The sequence below is a fragment of the Nocardioides sp. NPDC057577 genome, from assembly GCF_042801335.1.
Lineage (GTDB): Bacteria > Actinomycetota > Actinomycetes > Propionibacteriales > Nocardioidaceae > Nocardioides.
Genome location: NZ_JBHVGB010000011.1, coordinates 4,490 through 19,752, shown reverse-complemented (window position 1 = coordinate 19,752; position 15,263 = coordinate 4,490). Strand labels below are relative to the sequence as shown.

Genomic DNA, 15,263 nt, shown 5'->3' with positions numbered 1-15,263 from the left:
AAGGAACCCACGTCTCACAAGAGTGTCGGCAGGTCGGCGGTGGAGGGGAGGAGGTGGGTGTGCGGCTCGGTGGCGAGCCGGTCGTGGGTGAAGGAGCCGGTCGCGACGCCGACGACGAAGCCGGCCCCGGCGTTGGTGCCGGCGCCGAGGTCGTTGGGGGTGTCACCGGCGACCAGCACACGGCGTACGTCCTGGACGCCGGTGGCCTCCATGCAGCGGAAGACGAGGTAGGGAGCCGGACGGCTGGCGGCGACGAGGTCGGAGGTGACGAGGGCGTCGACGGTCGACTCGGGGCCGGGGCCGACGGTCCAGCCGAGGCCGTCGAGGATGGCGGCGGCGATCTCGGTGGAGTAGCCGGTCTGCAGCGCGACCTTCACGCCTCGCGAGCGCAGCGTCGCGAACATCTCGGGCACACCCGGGAACGGCTGCGGCGGGGTCTCCCGGTAGGCGGTGACGAGGCGCTCGCCGAAGCCGTCGAAGATCTTGTCGACCTGCGCGGTGCTCGGGTCCTGGCCGAGCCCGCGCAGCAGCCCCTGGATCGCCTCCCACTTCGAGGTGCCCTTCCACCGCAGCAGCAGGTCGTGGGGGACCGGCTCGCCAGCGGCGTCGGCGACGGTCGACTCGAGCACGTCGTAGACCAGCCCACCCTCGTCGACGGTGGTGCCGGCCATGTCGAGGGCGGCCAGCTGGAAGGCGGTCGTGGTCACGAGATCTCCTTGAGGATGCGTACGTCGGTGCGGATCCCCGCCGCGGACGGGCGGGTGTTGTCGATGGTGAACGTGACGCGGTCGGGCCGGTAGCGGTCATCGGCGTACTCCAGCGGGGTGCCGTCGGCGGCGGTCGCCCGTCGGCGCTCGCGCAGCAGCGGGCTGCCCACCGCGATGTCGAGCAGGTCGGCGTCGGTCTCGTCGGCCGCGACCGCGTCCATCGTGTGGCGCGCGGCGTGCAGGTCGACGCCGGCGGCGGTCAGGTATCCGTAGAGCGAGCCGGTGTCGGGGTCGAAGTCGAAGAGCAGCCGTCCGACACGCTCGACGAACGTGCTCCGCTCGAGCATCGCCGGCTGGCCGTCGAGCAGGCGGAGCCGGAGGACGTCGACGACGGGGTCGCCCTCCTCGATGCCGAGCGCCTCGGCGGCGGTCGCGGTGGCGCCGCGCCGGGCGACCTCGATGGTGCGCTGGCCCGGGGTGCGTCCGATCTGCCGCACCCAGGCGCTGAACGAGATCAGCTGCTCGAAGGGCTGACCGAGCGCGGTGTCACGCACGGTCGGAGGACGTCCCTGGCCGCCGCTGAGCAGGCCCTCGCGGCGCAGGCTCGCCAGTGCCGTGCGGATCGTGCCGCGGGAGGCGCCGAACTGCTCGCACAGCTGCGCCTCGGAAGGGATCGGGGCGCCGGTCGGCAGCTCGCCGGCGATGATCCGGGCGCGGATGGCCTCGGCGACCTGGACGTGGAGCGGGCTACTCATGGGCAGCAGGCTACAACTTGATCAGACAAGTGTGATGAAGCGCTTCGTGAACGCCCGGAAAACGCTCAGAAGAGCAAACCCTGCGCAGGAAAACGACCGGTTAACTTGTCTGTACATGTTGGTCAGGACTGTTGACCGGGGCAGCCGTGAGACAGAAGTGTTCGGGCCGTGCCAACTCATACGACCACCCCCGACGGTGCCGCCGACCTCGTCGTCGTCGGTGCCGGGATCGTCGGCCTCGCGCATGCCGTCGAAGGGCTCGCGCGCGGTCTGAAGGTCCATGTCATCGAACGTGACGAGCGCGCCGTCGGCGCCTCGATCCGCAACTTCGGACACATCTGCACCACCGTTCAGTCGGGTCAGGCGCTCACCTACGCCCTCCCGGCCCGGGAGCGCTGGCGCGCTCTCGGAGCGAAGGCGGGCTTCGAGGTCCGGGAGACGGGCACGGTGGTCCTCGCCCGCACGGAGGCGGAGATGGCGGTGCTCGAGGAGTTCGCGGAGACCCGCGGCACCGATCAGGCCCGGCTGCTGGACGCGGGCGCGACGCGCGCCCTGTTCGCCCCGGCCGCCGCGGACGTCCTCGGCGGCGCGCACCTGCCGCTGGACCTGCGGGTGGACCCGCGCGAGGCGCTGCCCGCGATCGCCGCGTGGCTGGAGTCCGAGGGCGTCCGGTTCAGCTGGTCGACCCACGTCGGCGCGATCGACCCGGTCGCCGGCGGGATCGACGTCCGCACCAGCCGCGGAACGATCCGTTCCGCCCGCGTCGTCCATGCCGCCGGCCACGACGTCGACCGGCTCTTCCCGCAGGTCGCAGAGGATGAAGGCGTACGCCGCTGCCGGCTGCAGATGCTCGAGGTCGCTCCTCCGGGTGACGTCGAGATCGGGCCGGCGGTGCTGACCGGGCTCTCGATGCTGCGCTACGGCGGCTTCGCCGAGACCGCCGCGGCCACCCAGTTGCGGCAGGAGATCGAGGCCACCAGCCCCGAGCTCCTCGACGTCGTGATGAACCTCATGCTCACCCAGCGCCCCGGGAGCGGCGGCCGACCCGGCTCGATCGTCCTGGGCGACACCCACCACTACGACCGCACCCACCTGCCCTTCGACGACGAGCACGTCGCCGAGCTGGTGCTGCGGGAAGGGGCGCGGCTGCTCGGGGCTCCGCTCACCGTCCGACGTCGCTGGCGAGGGGTTTACGCGGACTCCCCGCAGACCGACTTCCTCGACAGCGAGCCGTTCCCGGGCCTCCGGGTCGTCTCGGTGACGTCGGGCATCGGCATGACCACAGCACTGGGCCTCGCGCCCACCGTCCTCGACCAGCTGCTCTGACCACAGGAGAAACCGAACATGTCCACGCTGCGCTCCCTCACCGCCCTTGCCGGCGCCGCCACCTTGACCCTCGCCCTGGCCGCCTGCGGCAGCGGGACGACGACCCAGAAGGCTGCCACCGGAGGCGGCGAGGTCGGCCCCGACCAGATCTGTCCCGACGGCACCCTGACGATGGGGGTCGAGCCTTTCGAGGACCCCAAGACCCTGATCCCCGTCTACGAGACCCTGGGCAAGGCCCTCGGCGAAGAGCTCGGCTGCGAGGTCGAGGTGCAGATCTCCGACACGTACGTCGCCGAGATCCTGGCCATGCAGAACGGCAAGCTCGACATCGGCCAGTTCGGGCCGCTGGGCTACGTCTTCGCCCAGAAGCAGGCCGGCGCGACGCCGCTGGCCTCCTTCGCTGGCGAGGACGGCATGGTCTCCTCCTACACCGGTGGCATCTGGGTGCCCAAGGAGTCGCCGATCGAGTCCGTCGAGGACCTCGCGGGGACGACCCTGGCACTGTCCGAGTCCGGCTCCACCTCCGGTGACGCGGTGCCGCGCAAGGCGCTCATCGACGCCGGGATCGAGAAGGACGTCAAGGCCGAGTACGCCGGTGGCCACACCGAGGCGCTGCTGGCCCTGGTCAACGGCAAGGTCGACGGCGCCGAGATCAACAGCCAGACGCTCGCCTCCGCGACCGCCGAGGGCCAGTTCGACGAGTCCGCCTTCCGCCAGGTCTGGGAATCCGAGCCGATCCTGAACGACCCGATCGCCGCTGGCCCGAACATGACCCCGGAGGTCTCCGAGGCGGTCCAGGAGGCGCTGCTGAACCTGCCGGCCGACGCGGTCGCCGAGATCGGCGAGTACCTCGACTTCACCCCGCCCGCCGGCAAGCCGGCGCTGGTGGCGGTCACCGACGAGGACTACCAGCCGGTCTCCGAGCTCGCCGAGGCCCTCGACCTGACCACGGATGACCTGTGAGCGAGCGCAGCGAGCGAACCATGGGGCGGACGCCGGCGCCTCCGTACGATGGCGCTTGCGCAACGGAGGTGTCGGCGTGATGCGCGCTGACCATCTCCCTGCCGCGGCGATGCTGCGGGTCGACGGGCTGCGCAAGGCGTTCGGCGAGAAGACGGTCCTCGACGGCCTCGCGTTCGACGTCTCCTCCGGGGAGGTGGTCAGCCTCCTGGGCGCCAACGGCTCCGGCAAGTCCACGTCGCTGCGTTGCGTGGTCGGCCTGGAGCGCCCCGACGCCGGCACGATCATGGTCGACGGCGTGACCGGCAAGCCCGGCGAGGCCATGCCGACGGTCGCGATGGTCTTCCAGAAGATCCACCTGGTGCCCCGCCGCAGCGTGCTCGACAACGTCTGCGCCGGCGCGCTGGGAAGGCTCGGCCTGAGCCGGTCCTGGTCCGTGCTCGCCTTCCCGCGCGAGGTGCAGGAGGAGGCGATGGCCTGCCTGGACCGGGTCGGTCTCGCCGACCGGGCCCGGGAGAAGGCCGGTCGCCTCTCCGGGGGCCAGCAGCAGCGGGTCGCCGTCGCCCGGGCGCTGTGCCAGCGGGCCAAGGTGCTGCTCGCCGTCGAGCCGGTCTCCGCGCTCGACCCGGCCGCCTCCGAGCAGGTCATGAACCTGCTCCGCTCGCTGGCCGACGACGACGGCCTGGCCGTCGCCGCCGTCCTGCACCAGCCCGACCTGGCACGACGCTTCTCCGACCGGATCCTCGGCCTGGCCGGAGGGTCCCTGGTCTTCGACAGCCCCGCCGCCGAGGTCGACGACGACACCGTTGCCGGGCTCTACCGGCCCGCTCTGGAGGCATTGGAGGCGGCCGAGGCCGCCCGTACGAAGGAATTCGCATGAGCATCGCGACACGGCCGCCCGAGCAGGCCGTCCCGCCCCGGTTCCGTCCGTCCGGGATCGCGGTCGGGGTGGCGATCACTCTCGGTCTGGTCATCGTGCACTGGTACGCCGCGGTGCAGACCAACACCTCGCCCAAGGAGCTGATCGAGGGCTGGCGGGGCCTGTGGAACTTCCTGTTCGGCCTCGACAAGACCTTCCCGAACGGCAAGACGATCCACCAGGACGGCGCCTTCCCCCTCGATCTGCGCTGGTCCGAGACGATCCGCCCCGGCCTGGCCTACTGTCTGCTGACGATCTGGATCGGCCTGCTCGGCACGACCCTGTCGATCCCGGCGGCGCTGCTGTTTGCGATCATCTCCTCGCGTACGACCAACCGGTTCGTGCCGCTGTGGCTGGCCGGGCGCGCGGTGATGTCGGTGCTGCGCGCGATTCCCGAGACGGTCTATGCGCTGATGTTCATCGCCGCGGTCGGCTTCGGGGCCTTCCCGGGTGTGATCGCGCTGGCGATCCACAACGTCGCGGTGATGGGCAAGCTGTGGTCGGAGTCGATGGACGAGGTCGACCAGGGGCCGGTGGAGGCGCTGCGCGTCGCCGGTGCCTCGCCGGTCCAGACCGCCGCCCATGCGGTGCTGCCGGCGGTGATGCCCTCGCTGCTGGGACTGCTGCTCTACCGGTTCGACACCAACGTACGGTCCTCCGTGATCCTCGGCACCGTCGGCGCCGGCGGTATCGGATTCTTCATCAAGACCGAGGTGGACAGCTTCCACTTCGACACGATGATGACGTACGTCTGCATGGTGATCGTCCTGATCATCGTCATCGACCTGTTCAGCGCCTGGCTGCGCCGGAAGGTCGGTGCGGTCTGATGGCGCGGCTCGCGGTGTGGCGCGGTGGCACCGAGGTGACGCTGGAGACCGTGGACCTGCCGGTACCGGGTCCGGGGGAGACGCTGGTCGAGATCGACCTGGCGACGGTGTGTGGCTCCGACCACCACACTGTCTCCGGCCGTCGTCCCGGTGCGTGCCCGAGCGTGCTCGGCCATGAGGGCGTCGGGCGGATCGTGGGCACCGGCCGACGCGTGGTCTGGGGCGTCACCGTCTCGTGCGGGCGCTGTGACCGCTGCCTTCGGGGGCTCACCGCGAAGTGCCGCTCCGTGCGCAAGCTCGGGCACGAGACCTACGAGCCGGCCTGGCCGTTGTCCGGCACCTATGCGACCCACGTGCTCCTGCCCGCCGGCACCGCCGTCGTGCCGGTCCCCGACACCGTGGCCGACGAGGTCGCCGCGCCGGCCGGGTGCGCCACCGCCACGGTGATGGCTGCCCTGGAGCGGGCCGGCTCGCTGCGTGGGAGACGGGTTCTGGTGGTCGGCGCCGGGATGCTCGGGCTCACCGCGGTGGCGGCCGCGGCGGACGCCGGGGCGGCCGAGGTCGTGGCGAGCGACGTCGAGCCCGCCCGGCTGGAGCTGGCCGTCGGCTTCGGCGCGACCTCGACGCTCCTCGCGGGTCAGGCGCCTGCGCCGGTCGATGTGGCGTTGGACTTCTCCGGCGCCGCGTCGGCGGTGGAGGCGGCGTTCGGGGCGCTCGACATCGGCGGCTCCCTCGTCCTGGTGGGCTCGGTCTCCCCGGGGCGCGCGATCTCGGTCGACCCCGAGGCGATCGTGCGGGGCTGGCGGTCGGTCAGCGGCGTACACAACTACGAGCCGCGCCACCTGGAACAGGCGGTCGCCTTCCTCGCCGCGTCCGAGCGCGCATGGGCGGAGCTGGTCGAGGAGCCCGTCGGGCTCGAGCAGGTCGGTGACGTACTGACGAGCGAGCCGGGTAGACCGCGGGCATCGGTGCGTCCGAGCAGCGACCAGCGCTAGCATCGGCCACCCGTCCTGTGTCAGGAGGACACGTGCAACGTGGTGAAGTCTGGTGGGTGGAGTTCGACGAGCGGCGTCCGGTCGTGCTGCTCTCGGGAGAGGACGCATCCGGGATCCAGGTGATGCAGGTCGTCGCTCCGGCGGGTGTCGACATCACCGGCCTGGCCGTCGAGGTGGCGGTAGGTGCCGGAGAAGGACTGCCCTTCCAAGGCGTGCTCCGGGTCGCGTTGCCGCGCCCGGGCGCGACACCCTGCACATGGCTGACGACCCTGTCCCGGGAGGACCTGATCGAGCGAGCAGGTGTCCTGACCTCCGCGAAGCTCGGCGAGGTCGACGATGCCCTCCGTCTCGGCGGAATCGGGTAGGGGAGAACAGCGCCCAGATCACGATCCGGACCGGAGTACTAGGCTCGCGCCCCATGACCGAGTTCGCCGCCGTGATCCTTGTCGACCGACGTGGCTGGGTGCTGCTCCAGGAACGTGACGAGCGCCCCGTGATCGCTCCGGAGAAGTGGGCGTTCAGCGGCGGCCACCTGGAGCCGGGGGAGGAGCCACTGGCCGGCGCGGTGCGTGAGCTCGAGGAGGAGACCGAGGTGCGGCTCGCGCCCGAGGCGCTGGAGCTGGTCGGTGTCCACGAGCTTCGCCATCCCGAGACCGGCAGCAACGACAAGATCCACCTGTACGCCGCGGCTGTCGACCTCACCGACGCCGACATCGTGTGCCACGAGGGCCGCCAGATCGTCTTCGTGGACCCCGCGACCGTGTCTGACCTGGACCTCAGTGACTCGGCCCGGATCGGGCTGACACCCTTCCTCGGATCGCCCCAGCACGCGGCCCTATCCGGGTCGAGGCCCCTCAGGGTGGAGACGTAGAATCCCCTCCTATGGGTCTCCTCGAACGCATCGCCGCGCCGCAGGATCTTCGTGATCTCTCCGACGACCAGCTCGAGCTCCTCGCGAGCGAGATCCGGGACCTGATGATCCGGACCGTGGCCACCAACACCGGCCACCTGGGACCGAACCTCGGCGTGGTCGAGCTGACCCTCGCCATGCACCGGGTCTTCGACAGCCCGCGCGACAAGATCGTCTTCGACACCGGCCACCAGTCCTACGTCCACAAGCTCGTCACCGGACGGGCCGGCGACTTCGGCACGCTGCGGCGCGAGGGCGGGATGAGCGGCTACCCGAGCCAGTCCGAGTCCGACCACGACGTGGTCGAGAACTCGCATGCCTCCACCGCGCTCTCCTACGCCGACGGGCTGGCCAAGGCCTTCACGATCCGCGGTGAGGACCGCCACGTGGTCGCCGTGATCGGCGACGGCGCGCTGACCGGCGGGATGGCCTGGGAGGCGCTCAACAACATCGCGATCCAGCACGACTCCAAGCTGGTCATCGTGGTCAACGACAACGGCCGTTCCTACACCCCGACCATCGGTGGCCTGGCGACGGCGCTGACCTCGCTGCGGACGAACCCCCGCTACGAGGTGCTCCTCGACATGGTCAAGCGCCGCCTCAACGCGGTGCCCGGGATCGGCTCGATGGCCTACGACGCGCTGCACGCGGTCAAGAAGGGGCTCAAGGACGCGGTCGCGCCCCAGGGCCTGTTCGAGGACCTCGGCCTGAAGTACGTCGGCCCTGTCGACGGCCACGACCGGCACGCCGTCGAGCAGGCGCTGACCTCGGCCAAGCGGTTCGGCGGTCCGGTGATCGTGCACGCGCTCACCCGCAAGGGCTACGGCTACGACCCGGCAGAGCGCCACGAGGCCGACCAGTTCCACTCGCCGGGTCCCTTCGACGTCCAGACCGGCGCCGAGAAGCCGAAGGGCCGGATCTGGACCGACCACTTCTCCGACGCGATGATCCGGCTGGGGGAGAGCCGCCAGGACATCGTCGCGATCACCGCGGCGATGATGCACCCGGTCGGCCTCGACGCGTTCCAGGCCAGGTTCCCCGAGCGCACCTTCGACGTCGGGATCGCCGAGCAGCACGCAGCCACCTCGGCGGCCGGCCTGGCGATGGGTGGCCTGCACCCGGTCTTCGCGGTCTACGCGACCTTCCTCAACCGCGCTTTCGACCAGGTGCTGATGGACTGCGCCCTGCACCGGGCAGGGGTGACGTTCGTCCTCGACCGCTCCGGGGTCACCGGCGACGACGGCGCCTCCCACAACGGGATGTGGGACATGTCGCTCCTCCAGGTCGTCCCCGGGCTCCGCCTGGCCGCGCCGCGCGACATCGCTCGCCTCAACGAGCTCCTCGACGAGGCCGTCGAGGTCGACGACGCGCCCACCGTCGTGCGGTTCCCGAAGGGCCCGCCGCCCGAGGACATCCCCACCATCGCCAAGCTCGGTGACGCCGACGTGATCGTGCGCAACGGCACCAAGGACGTCCTGGTCCTCGGTGTCGGCTCCATGGCCGAGGTCGCCGTGGGCGTCGCCGAGCGGCTCACCGCCCAGGGCATCGGCGTGACCGTCGTCGACCCGCGCTGGGTCAAGCCGATCGACCCGGCGCTCATCGAGGCGGCCGCCGACCACAGCCTGGTCGTCACCATCGAGGACAACGGCGTCGCGGGCGGCGTGGGCGCGTCCTTCCTGCAGGCGCTGACCGCCGCGGACGTACGCACGCCGGTGAAGATCCACGGCATCCCGCAGGAGTTCCTCGACCACGCCAAGCGCCCCAAGATCCTGGAGAGCATCGGCCTGACCCCCCAGGCGGTCGCGCTCGACACCATCGAGCGTCTGGGTTCCCTGACCCCCGCCGCCCTGCCCCGAGACGTCAGTTTCTGACGCCGAGACGCCGAATTTTGACTCGGGGGAGTCGGTCTCTCTGGTCGAGCCCCTGGCGAAGTTCGGCCGGTGTGGGCTTAGAGTGGGGTCCGTCGGGGGCGACGAGGGCTCTCGGTAACGTCACCACACAGCACTCGGGGGATCCAATGCTCTATGACGACCTCGTGGCCGAATTCCGTTGGTCACCTGAGCAGATGTCGGCGCCGTTCGATCTGCGAGCGGCGGATGAACAGATCCGCAGGAAGATCGAGGGCCGGCGCGGCTCGGCGCAGGCCCCAGGCCGCCAGCAGCGGCCCCGCGCGCGGCAGAACGTGGGCACACCGGAGAAGGCGGTCGGCGGCGGCAAGGTAGCCACCGACAAGGCCTGAGTCCCTGCTGATGTGCGTCCGGGCCCGGCCCGGCCCAGCATGGGACCGCCCCCGACCGATCAGATCGGTCGGGGGCGGACTTGCGTCGGTCAGTGGAACTTCTTGCCGGTGACCTTCTCGGAGATGCCCTCGCGGTCGAGGAGCTGGGTGATGCCGCCGTTCCAGAACTGGAAGCCGGCACCGGTGATCATCGCAAGGTCGATGTCCTCGGCGGCCTGGGCGACGCCCTCCTCGAGCATCCGGCCGATCTCGTCGGCGATGGCCTCCAGAGACTGCTGGCGGGCCTCCTCGGCGGTCTTGACCACGTCGCCGGAGACCAGCAGGGCCTCGACCTCGGGATCGAGGGTGCGCCCGTCGGGACCGAAGAAGGAGCTCTTCTTGGCCTCGACGACCCTGTGGAGGTTCTCGGAGAGGTAGAACCGGTCGGGGAAGGCCTTCGCGAGCGTCTCGTTGTTGTGGTACGCGATCGCCGGACCGACCAGGCCGATCAGCGCGAACGGGCCCATCGGCGCGACCCCCGCAAAGGCGGACTCGACGACGTCGACCGGGGTGCCCTCGTCGGCGACCTTGGAGACCTCGCCCATGAAGCGACCCAGGAGCCGGTTCACGATGAAGGACGGGCTGTCCTTGACCAGGATCGAGGTCTTCTTCAGCGACTTCGAGACCGAGAACGCCGTGGCCAGGGCCGCGTCGGAGGTCTTCTCGCCGCGGATGATCTCCAGCAGCGGCATGACCGCGACCGGGTTGAAGAAGTGGAAGCCGACGACCCGCTCGGGGTTCTTCAGGTCGGCCGCCATCTCCGTGATCGAGAGGCTCGAGGTGTTCGTGGCGAAGACCGCGGTCTCCGGCGCGACGGCCTCGGCGTTGGCGAAGACGGTCTTCTTGACGCCCATCTCCTCGAAGACGGCCTCGATGATGAAGTCGGCGTCGGTGAAGGCCTCGGCGTAGTCGACCGAAGCCGTCACGAGTGCCTTGAGGCGGTTGGTCGCATCCTGGCTCGCGCGTCCCTTGGCGAGCTTCTTGTCGAGCTCGGCGTGAACGTACGCCACACCCTTGTCGGCACGCTCCTGGTCGAGGTCGACCATGACGACAGGCACCTTGAGACGCTGGACGAACAGCAGCGCGAACTGCGAGGCCATCAGCCCGGCACCGATGATGCCGACCTTGGTGACCTTCTGCGCGAGTGCCTTGTCGGGGGCGCCGGCGGGACGCTTGGCGCGCTTCTGCACCAGGTCGAAGGAGTAGAGCGAGGCAAGCAGCTGCGGGGTCTTCGACATCGCCACGAGGGCGTCGTCCTCGGCCGCGAAGCCCTCGTCGCGGGTCGCCGTCTTGGCCAGGGTGAGCAGCTCGACTGCCTTCTTGGCGGCAGGGGAGGCGTCGCCGGTCTTGGCCCATGCGAAGAAGCCGGCGTTCTTGGCGGCCTCGTCCCAGCCCTCGCCCCGGTCGATCTCGGCCCGCTCGACGGTGACGTCACCGGTCAGCACCTTGTCGGCCCACAGCAGCGACTGCTCGAGGTAGTCGGCGCCACCGAAGATCGCGTCCGCGATGCCCAGGTCGAAGGCCTCGGCGCCCTTGAGCACCTTGCCGTTGTTGAGCGGGTTCTCGATGAAGACCTTGGCGGCCTTGGCCGGACCGATCAGGTTCGGCAGCAGGTAGCCGCCGCCCCAGCCGGGGATCAGGCCGAGCATGACCTCGGGCAGGCCGACGGCCGGCACCGAGTCCTGGATCGTGCGGTAGTCGGCGTGCAGCGCGACCTCGAGGCCACCACCGAGCGCGAGCCCGTTGATGAAGCCGAAGGAGGGCTTCTTCGCCGTCCCGTTGCCGTCGCCCAGCTTGCGGAAGACCGCGTGGCCGAGCTCGGCGATCGTACGGATCCCGTCGGGGCCGCCCGCCTGCAGCGAGGTCAGGTCGGCGCCGGCCGCGAGGATGAACGGCTTGCCGGTCACCGCGATCGCGTCGATCTCGGAGTCGGCCAGGGCCGCGTCGTACGCGGTGTTGAGCTCGACCAGCGACTTCGGCCCGAAGGTGTTCGGGCGGGTGTGGTCGTGGCCGTTGTCGAGGGTGACCAGACCGAGGACCTTGCCGGAGGGCAGGTTGATCTTCGCCAGCTTGGCCGCGGTGACGACCTCGTCGTCGGTGAAGAGCTTCTCGACGTCGGCGAGGAGCGTGTTGATGTCCGTCATGTCAGGCCTCCTTGCCGTTCCAGTTCGGGTTCTCCCAGATGACCGTGCCGCCCATACCCAGGCCGATGCACATGGTGGTGAGGCCGTAGCGGACCTCGGGGCGCTCCTCGAACTGGCGCGCGAGCTGGATCATCAGCCGCACACCGGAGGAGGCCAGCGGGTGACCGAACGCGATCGCGCCGCCGTAGGGGTTCACGCGCTCGTCGTCCTCGGCGATGCCGAAGTTGTCCAGGAACGCGAGCACCTGGATCGCGAACGCCTCGTTGACCTCGAAGGCCTCGATGTCGTCGATCGTGAGCCCGGCCTTGGCCAGCGCCTTCTCGGTCGAGGGGATCGGGCCGACGGCCATGACCTCGGGGGCGACGCCGGCGAAGGCGTACGACACCAGTCGCATCTTGATCGGCAGACCGAGCTCGCGGGCGACCTCCTCGGAGGCCAGCAGCGAGGCGGTCGCGCCGTCGTTGATGCCCGCCGCGTTGCCCGCGGTGACGCGGCCGTGCGGACGGAACGGGGTCTTCAGCTTGGCCAGGTCCTCGGTGGTGGTGCCGGGACGCATCGGCTCGTCGGTGGTGGCCAGGCCCCAGCCGTTCTCGGCCGAACGGGTGGCGACGGGGACCAGGTCGGGCTGGATCTTGCCGTCGGCGTACGCCTTGGCCGCCAGCTCCTGGGAGCGGACGGCGAACGCGTCGGTGCGCTCCTTGGTGATCGCCGGGTAGCGGTCGTGGACGTTCTCGGCGGTGTTGCCCATGACGAGCGCGGAGGGGTCGACGAGCTTCTCGGAGATGATCCGCGGGTTGGGGTCGACGCCCTCACCCATCGGGTGGCGGCCCATGTGCTCGACACCGCCGGCGATGACGACGTCGTAGGCGCCGAAGGCGATGCCGCCGGCGGTCGTGGTGACGGCGGTCATCGCGCCGGCGCACATGCGGTCGATCGCGTAGCCCGGGACGGACTGCGGGAGCCCGGCGAGCAGGCCCGCGGTGCGCCCGATCGTCAGGCCCTGGTCGCCGATCTGAGTGGTCGCGGCGATGGCGACCTCGTCGATCCGCTCGGGGGGAAGCTCGGGGTTGCGGCGCGTGAGCTCACGGATGAGCTTGACGACGAGGTCGTCTGCGCGGGTCTCGGCGTACTGGCCCTTGGCCTTGCCGAAAGGTGTGCGTACGCCGTCGACGAAGACGACTTCTCGCAGCTGTCGGGTCACCGTGTCACTCCATGTGGGTTGCCGGTCGGTTGCCGCTTGGCAACGCTGGTGGTGCGGGCACGGGTGGTGCCCGTCGCCTACATTACCCGCTAGTAACAACGGCCGCACCGAGGGGGAGGTCACATCGCCTGCCGCAGCGGAGGTCGCCGGTCTCCGCGCGTCGGCTTGGGAATAACGTGGGCGTCCAGAATGCTGCGCTGTCGTCATGTGGAAGCGTGTATTGAGAAGGTTGAGCCCCAGGGTCGCGATCCCTGGCGAGGCGAGCGACGACGAGGTCCGCAAGGGCCGTACGCAACGGGAGGAGACACCGATGGCCGGATCACGACTGGTGCACATCGTGGACGACCTGCCCGAGGAGATCATCCTTGCCGGTGGTGACCAGCTGCCGTTGGTGGTCGTCCTGGACGGCTTCCTCGATGCGGGCAAGGCCGCCGAGCGGGCCGCGGCCCATCTGGTCCAGACATCGAGGCGCGCGCCGGTGGTGGCGACGTTCGACGTCGACGAGCTCCACGACTACCGGGCCCGGCGCCCGGCGATCTCGTTCGTCAGCGACCACTACGAGTCCTTCGACGCCCCGCGGCTGGTCGTCCGGCTGCTCAAGGACACCGGCGATGCCCCCTACCTCCTGCTGCACGGCCCCGAGCCGGACAACCGCTGGGAGGCCTTCGCCGGCGCCGTACGCGAGGTCGTCGAGCGCCTCGGCGTGACCGAGGTGATCGCGCTCGCCTCGGTCCCGATGGCGGTGCCGCACACCCGGCCGCTGACCACGACCAGGCACGCCAACGACCCGGCGCAGGAGCTCACCGGCCAGGTCTGGGAGAGCCCCTGGAAGGGCGAGATCCGGATCCCGGCCTCGGCCCAGGCCCTGGTGGAGGTACGCCTGGGGGAGTGGGGCCACCCGGCGGGCGGCTTCGTGGTGCACATGCCGCACTACCTGGCCCAGAGCGACTATCCGGCAGCGGCGGTCGTGCTCGTCGAGGCCCTCGAGCGTGCGGCCCGGCTGACGATCCCGGTCTCCGACCTGGAGGCCGAGGCCCAGCGCCGCGAGGAGGAGATCGCCTCCTACATCGAGGACAATGCGGAGGTGCGGGAGGTCGTGGCCGCTCTCGAGCAGCAGTACGACACCTTCCAGCGCGGTGAGGAGTCCGGACGCTCGCTCCTGGCTCCCGACGAGCCGCTGCCGACCGGCGACGAGCTCGGCGAGCAGTTCGAGCAGTTCCTGGCCGGGCTGAACGGCCCCGACCCCGATGACAACCCTGAGAAGGATTGAGAGACACTCACTCACATGACGACCGACGCCGTAGCGGCGGATCAGGCAGTGGCCGAGCTGGTAGGCGTGCTCGACCTGGTCGAGATCGACAAGGACCTCTACCACGGTGCCACCACGACCCGTAACTCGCGGGGCCGCGCCTACGGCGGCCAGGTGGCCGCCCAGGCGCTGATGGCCGCGGTGCGGTCGGCCGACCCGGCCTTCACCGTGCACTCGATGCACTCCTACTTCCTGCTGCCGGGCGACCCGTCCTACCCGATCGTCTACGACGTCGAGCGGATCCGCGACGGGCGCTCCTTCGAGACCAGGCGGGTGAGCGCGCGCCAGAAGGGGCGCGACATCTACTACCTCACCGCCAACTTCCAGCGCGAGGAGACCGGCTTCGAGCACCAGGACGCGATGCCGTCGGTGCCGCCGCCGGAGAAGTGCATCGACTTCCTCAAGATGATGGCCGACTCCGGAAGCCCCGAGGCGGTCTCGCTGGCGCGCGAGTGGGAGGCGGTCGAGATCCGCGCCGTCGGCAACTCGCTGCTCGGCCTCGAGCCCGACCCGACACGCCCCTCGCAGCAGCGCCTCTGGATCCGTCTGGGCGCCTCCCTCCCCGACGCCCCTGACATCCAGCGCGGCGCCTTCACCTGGGCCTCCGACATCTCCCTCCTGGGCGCCTCCCTGGCCGCCCACTCGCTGGACCACAAGGGCATCCAGATGGCGTCCTTGGACCACACCATCTGGTTCCACCGGCCGTTCCGCGCGGACGAGTGGTGGCTCTACGACCAGGAGAGCCCCTCGGCGTACGGCGGCCGCGGCCTGTCCATCGGCCGCGTCTTCACCGCCGACGGCACCCTCGCGGCCACGGTCGCCCAGGAAGGCCTCATCCGCCCTCCCCGCGCCTGACCCGCGCCGACCCGGCTTGTTCTGACGGGATCCGGCGTCGGGGGGGGCGGGTGGTCAGCAGCCCCACCTCCCCGTGT

At 70.5% G+C, this 15,263-nt stretch carries 15 protein-coding genes; 11 read left to right on the top strand and 4 right to left on the bottom strand.

What is annotated here, in order from left to right; translation table 11 throughout:
• Window positions 1-14: 14 nt before the first annotated feature.
• Window positions 15-707, bottom strand: a complete 693-nt coding sequence (locus ACFU7D_RS03955) for a phosphonatase-like hydrolase (RefSeq protein WP_378863609.1) — start codon at window positions 705-707, stop codon at window positions 15-17.
• Window positions 704-1,462 carry a GntR family transcriptional regulator gene (locus tag ACFU7D_RS03950; protein ID WP_378863606.1) on the bottom strand — a complete coding sequence of 253 codons (759 nt, stop codon included), beginning with the start codon at window positions 1,460-1,462 and terminating at the stop codon, window positions 704-706. Before ACFU7D_RS03950 ends, ACFU7D_RS03955 begins: the two co-directional genes overlap by 4 nt.
• A 168-nt stretch (window positions 1,463-1,630) precedes the next feature.
• Here ACFU7D_RS03950 and ACFU7D_RS03945 point away from each other — a divergent pair, with 168 nt between their 5' ends.
• The 9 genes from ACFU7D_RS03945 (at window position 1,631) to ACFU7D_RS03905 (ending at window position 9,638) form a co-directional block, all read left to right on the top strand.
• Window positions 1,631-2,788, top strand: a complete 1,158-nt coding sequence (locus ACFU7D_RS03945; protein WP_378863604.1) for a TIGR03364 family FAD-dependent oxidoreductase — start codon at window positions 1,631-1,633, stop codon at window positions 2,786-2,788.
• A gap of 18 nt (window positions 2,789-2,806) precedes the next feature.
• Window positions 2,807-3,751 carry a phosphate/phosphite/phosphonate ABC transporter substrate-binding protein gene (locus tag ACFU7D_RS03940; RefSeq protein WP_378863601.1) on the top strand — a complete coding sequence of 315 codons (945 nt, stop codon included), beginning with the start codon at window positions 2,807-2,809 and terminating at the stop codon, window positions 3,749-3,751.
• Between the two features lie 79 nt (window positions 3,752-3,830).
• Window positions 3,831-4,628 (top strand): phosphonate ABC transporter ATP-binding protein, encoded by a 798-nt coding sequence (locus ACFU7D_RS03935; protein WP_378863598.1) that lies wholly within the window; start codon window positions 3,831-3,833, stop codon window positions 4,626-4,628.
• A complete protein-coding gene (gene phnE / locus ACFU7D_RS03930) occupies window positions 4,625-5,494 on the top strand; it encodes a phosphonate ABC transporter, permease protein PhnE (protein WP_378863595.1) in 870 nt (289 codons plus the stop codon). Before ACFU7D_RS03935 ends, phnE begins: the two co-directional genes overlap by 4 nt.
• Window positions 5,494-6,489, top strand: a complete 996-nt coding sequence (locus ACFU7D_RS03925) for a zinc-binding dehydrogenase (protein ID WP_378863592.1) — start codon at window positions 5,494-5,496, stop codon at window positions 6,487-6,489. Before phnE ends, ACFU7D_RS03925 begins: the two co-directional genes overlap by 1 nt.
• 32 nt (window positions 6,490-6,521) lie before the next feature.
• Window positions 6,522-6,854, top strand: coding sequence for a type II toxin-antitoxin system PemK/MazF family toxin (locus ACFU7D_RS03920; RefSeq protein WP_378863589.1), 333 nt, complete (start codon window positions 6,522-6,524; stop codon window positions 6,852-6,854).
• Between the two features lie 53 nt (window positions 6,855-6,907).
• Window positions 6,908-7,360, top strand: a complete 453-nt coding sequence (locus ACFU7D_RS03915; RefSeq protein WP_378728331.1) for an NUDIX domain-containing protein — start codon at window positions 6,908-6,910, stop codon at window positions 7,358-7,360.
• An 11-nt stretch (window positions 7,361-7,371) separates the two neighbouring features.
• Window positions 7,372-9,270 (top strand): 1-deoxy-D-xylulose-5-phosphate synthase, encoded by a 1,899-nt coding sequence (dxs, locus tag ACFU7D_RS03910; RefSeq protein ID WP_378863587.1) that lies wholly within the window; start codon window positions 7,372-7,374, stop codon window positions 9,268-9,270.
• A gap of 146 nt (window positions 9,271-9,416) precedes the next feature.
• A complete protein-coding gene (locus ACFU7D_RS03905; protein WP_378728329.1) occupies window positions 9,417-9,638 on the top strand; it encodes a hypothetical protein in 222 nt (73 codons plus the stop codon).
• An 89-nt stretch (window positions 9,639-9,727) separates the two neighbouring features.
• Here ACFU7D_RS03905 and ACFU7D_RS03900 read toward each other — a convergent pair whose 3' ends face one another.
• Window positions 9,728-11,821, bottom strand: a complete 2,094-nt coding sequence (locus ACFU7D_RS03900) for a 3-hydroxyacyl-CoA dehydrogenase NAD-binding domain-containing protein (RefSeq protein ID WP_378863584.1) — start codon at window positions 11,819-11,821, stop codon at window positions 9,728-9,730.
• A gap of 1 nt (window position 11,822) precedes the next feature.
• Window positions 11,823-13,022 (bottom strand): thiolase family protein, encoded by a 1,200-nt coding sequence (locus ACFU7D_RS03895; protein ID WP_378863581.1) that lies wholly within the window; start codon window positions 13,020-13,022, stop codon window positions 11,823-11,825.
• Between the two features lie 310 nt (window positions 13,023-13,332).
• Here ACFU7D_RS03895 and ACFU7D_RS03890 point away from each other — a divergent pair, with 310 nt between their 5' ends.
• Together ACFU7D_RS03890 and ACFU7D_RS03885 are read left to right on the top strand one after the other, a co-directional pair.
• Window positions 13,333-14,292 carry a proteasome assembly chaperone family protein gene (locus ACFU7D_RS03890; RefSeq protein ID WP_378728327.1) on the top strand — a complete coding sequence of 320 codons (960 nt, stop codon included), beginning with the start codon at window positions 13,333-13,335 and terminating at the stop codon, window positions 14,290-14,292.
• Between the two features lie 15 nt (window positions 14,293-14,307).
• Entirely contained in the window at window positions 14,308-15,186 is an 879-nt protein-coding gene (locus ACFU7D_RS03885; RefSeq protein ID WP_378863578.1) for an acyl-CoA thioesterase, read from the top strand.
• The last annotated feature ends 77 nt before the right edge of the window (window positions 15,187-15,263 follow it).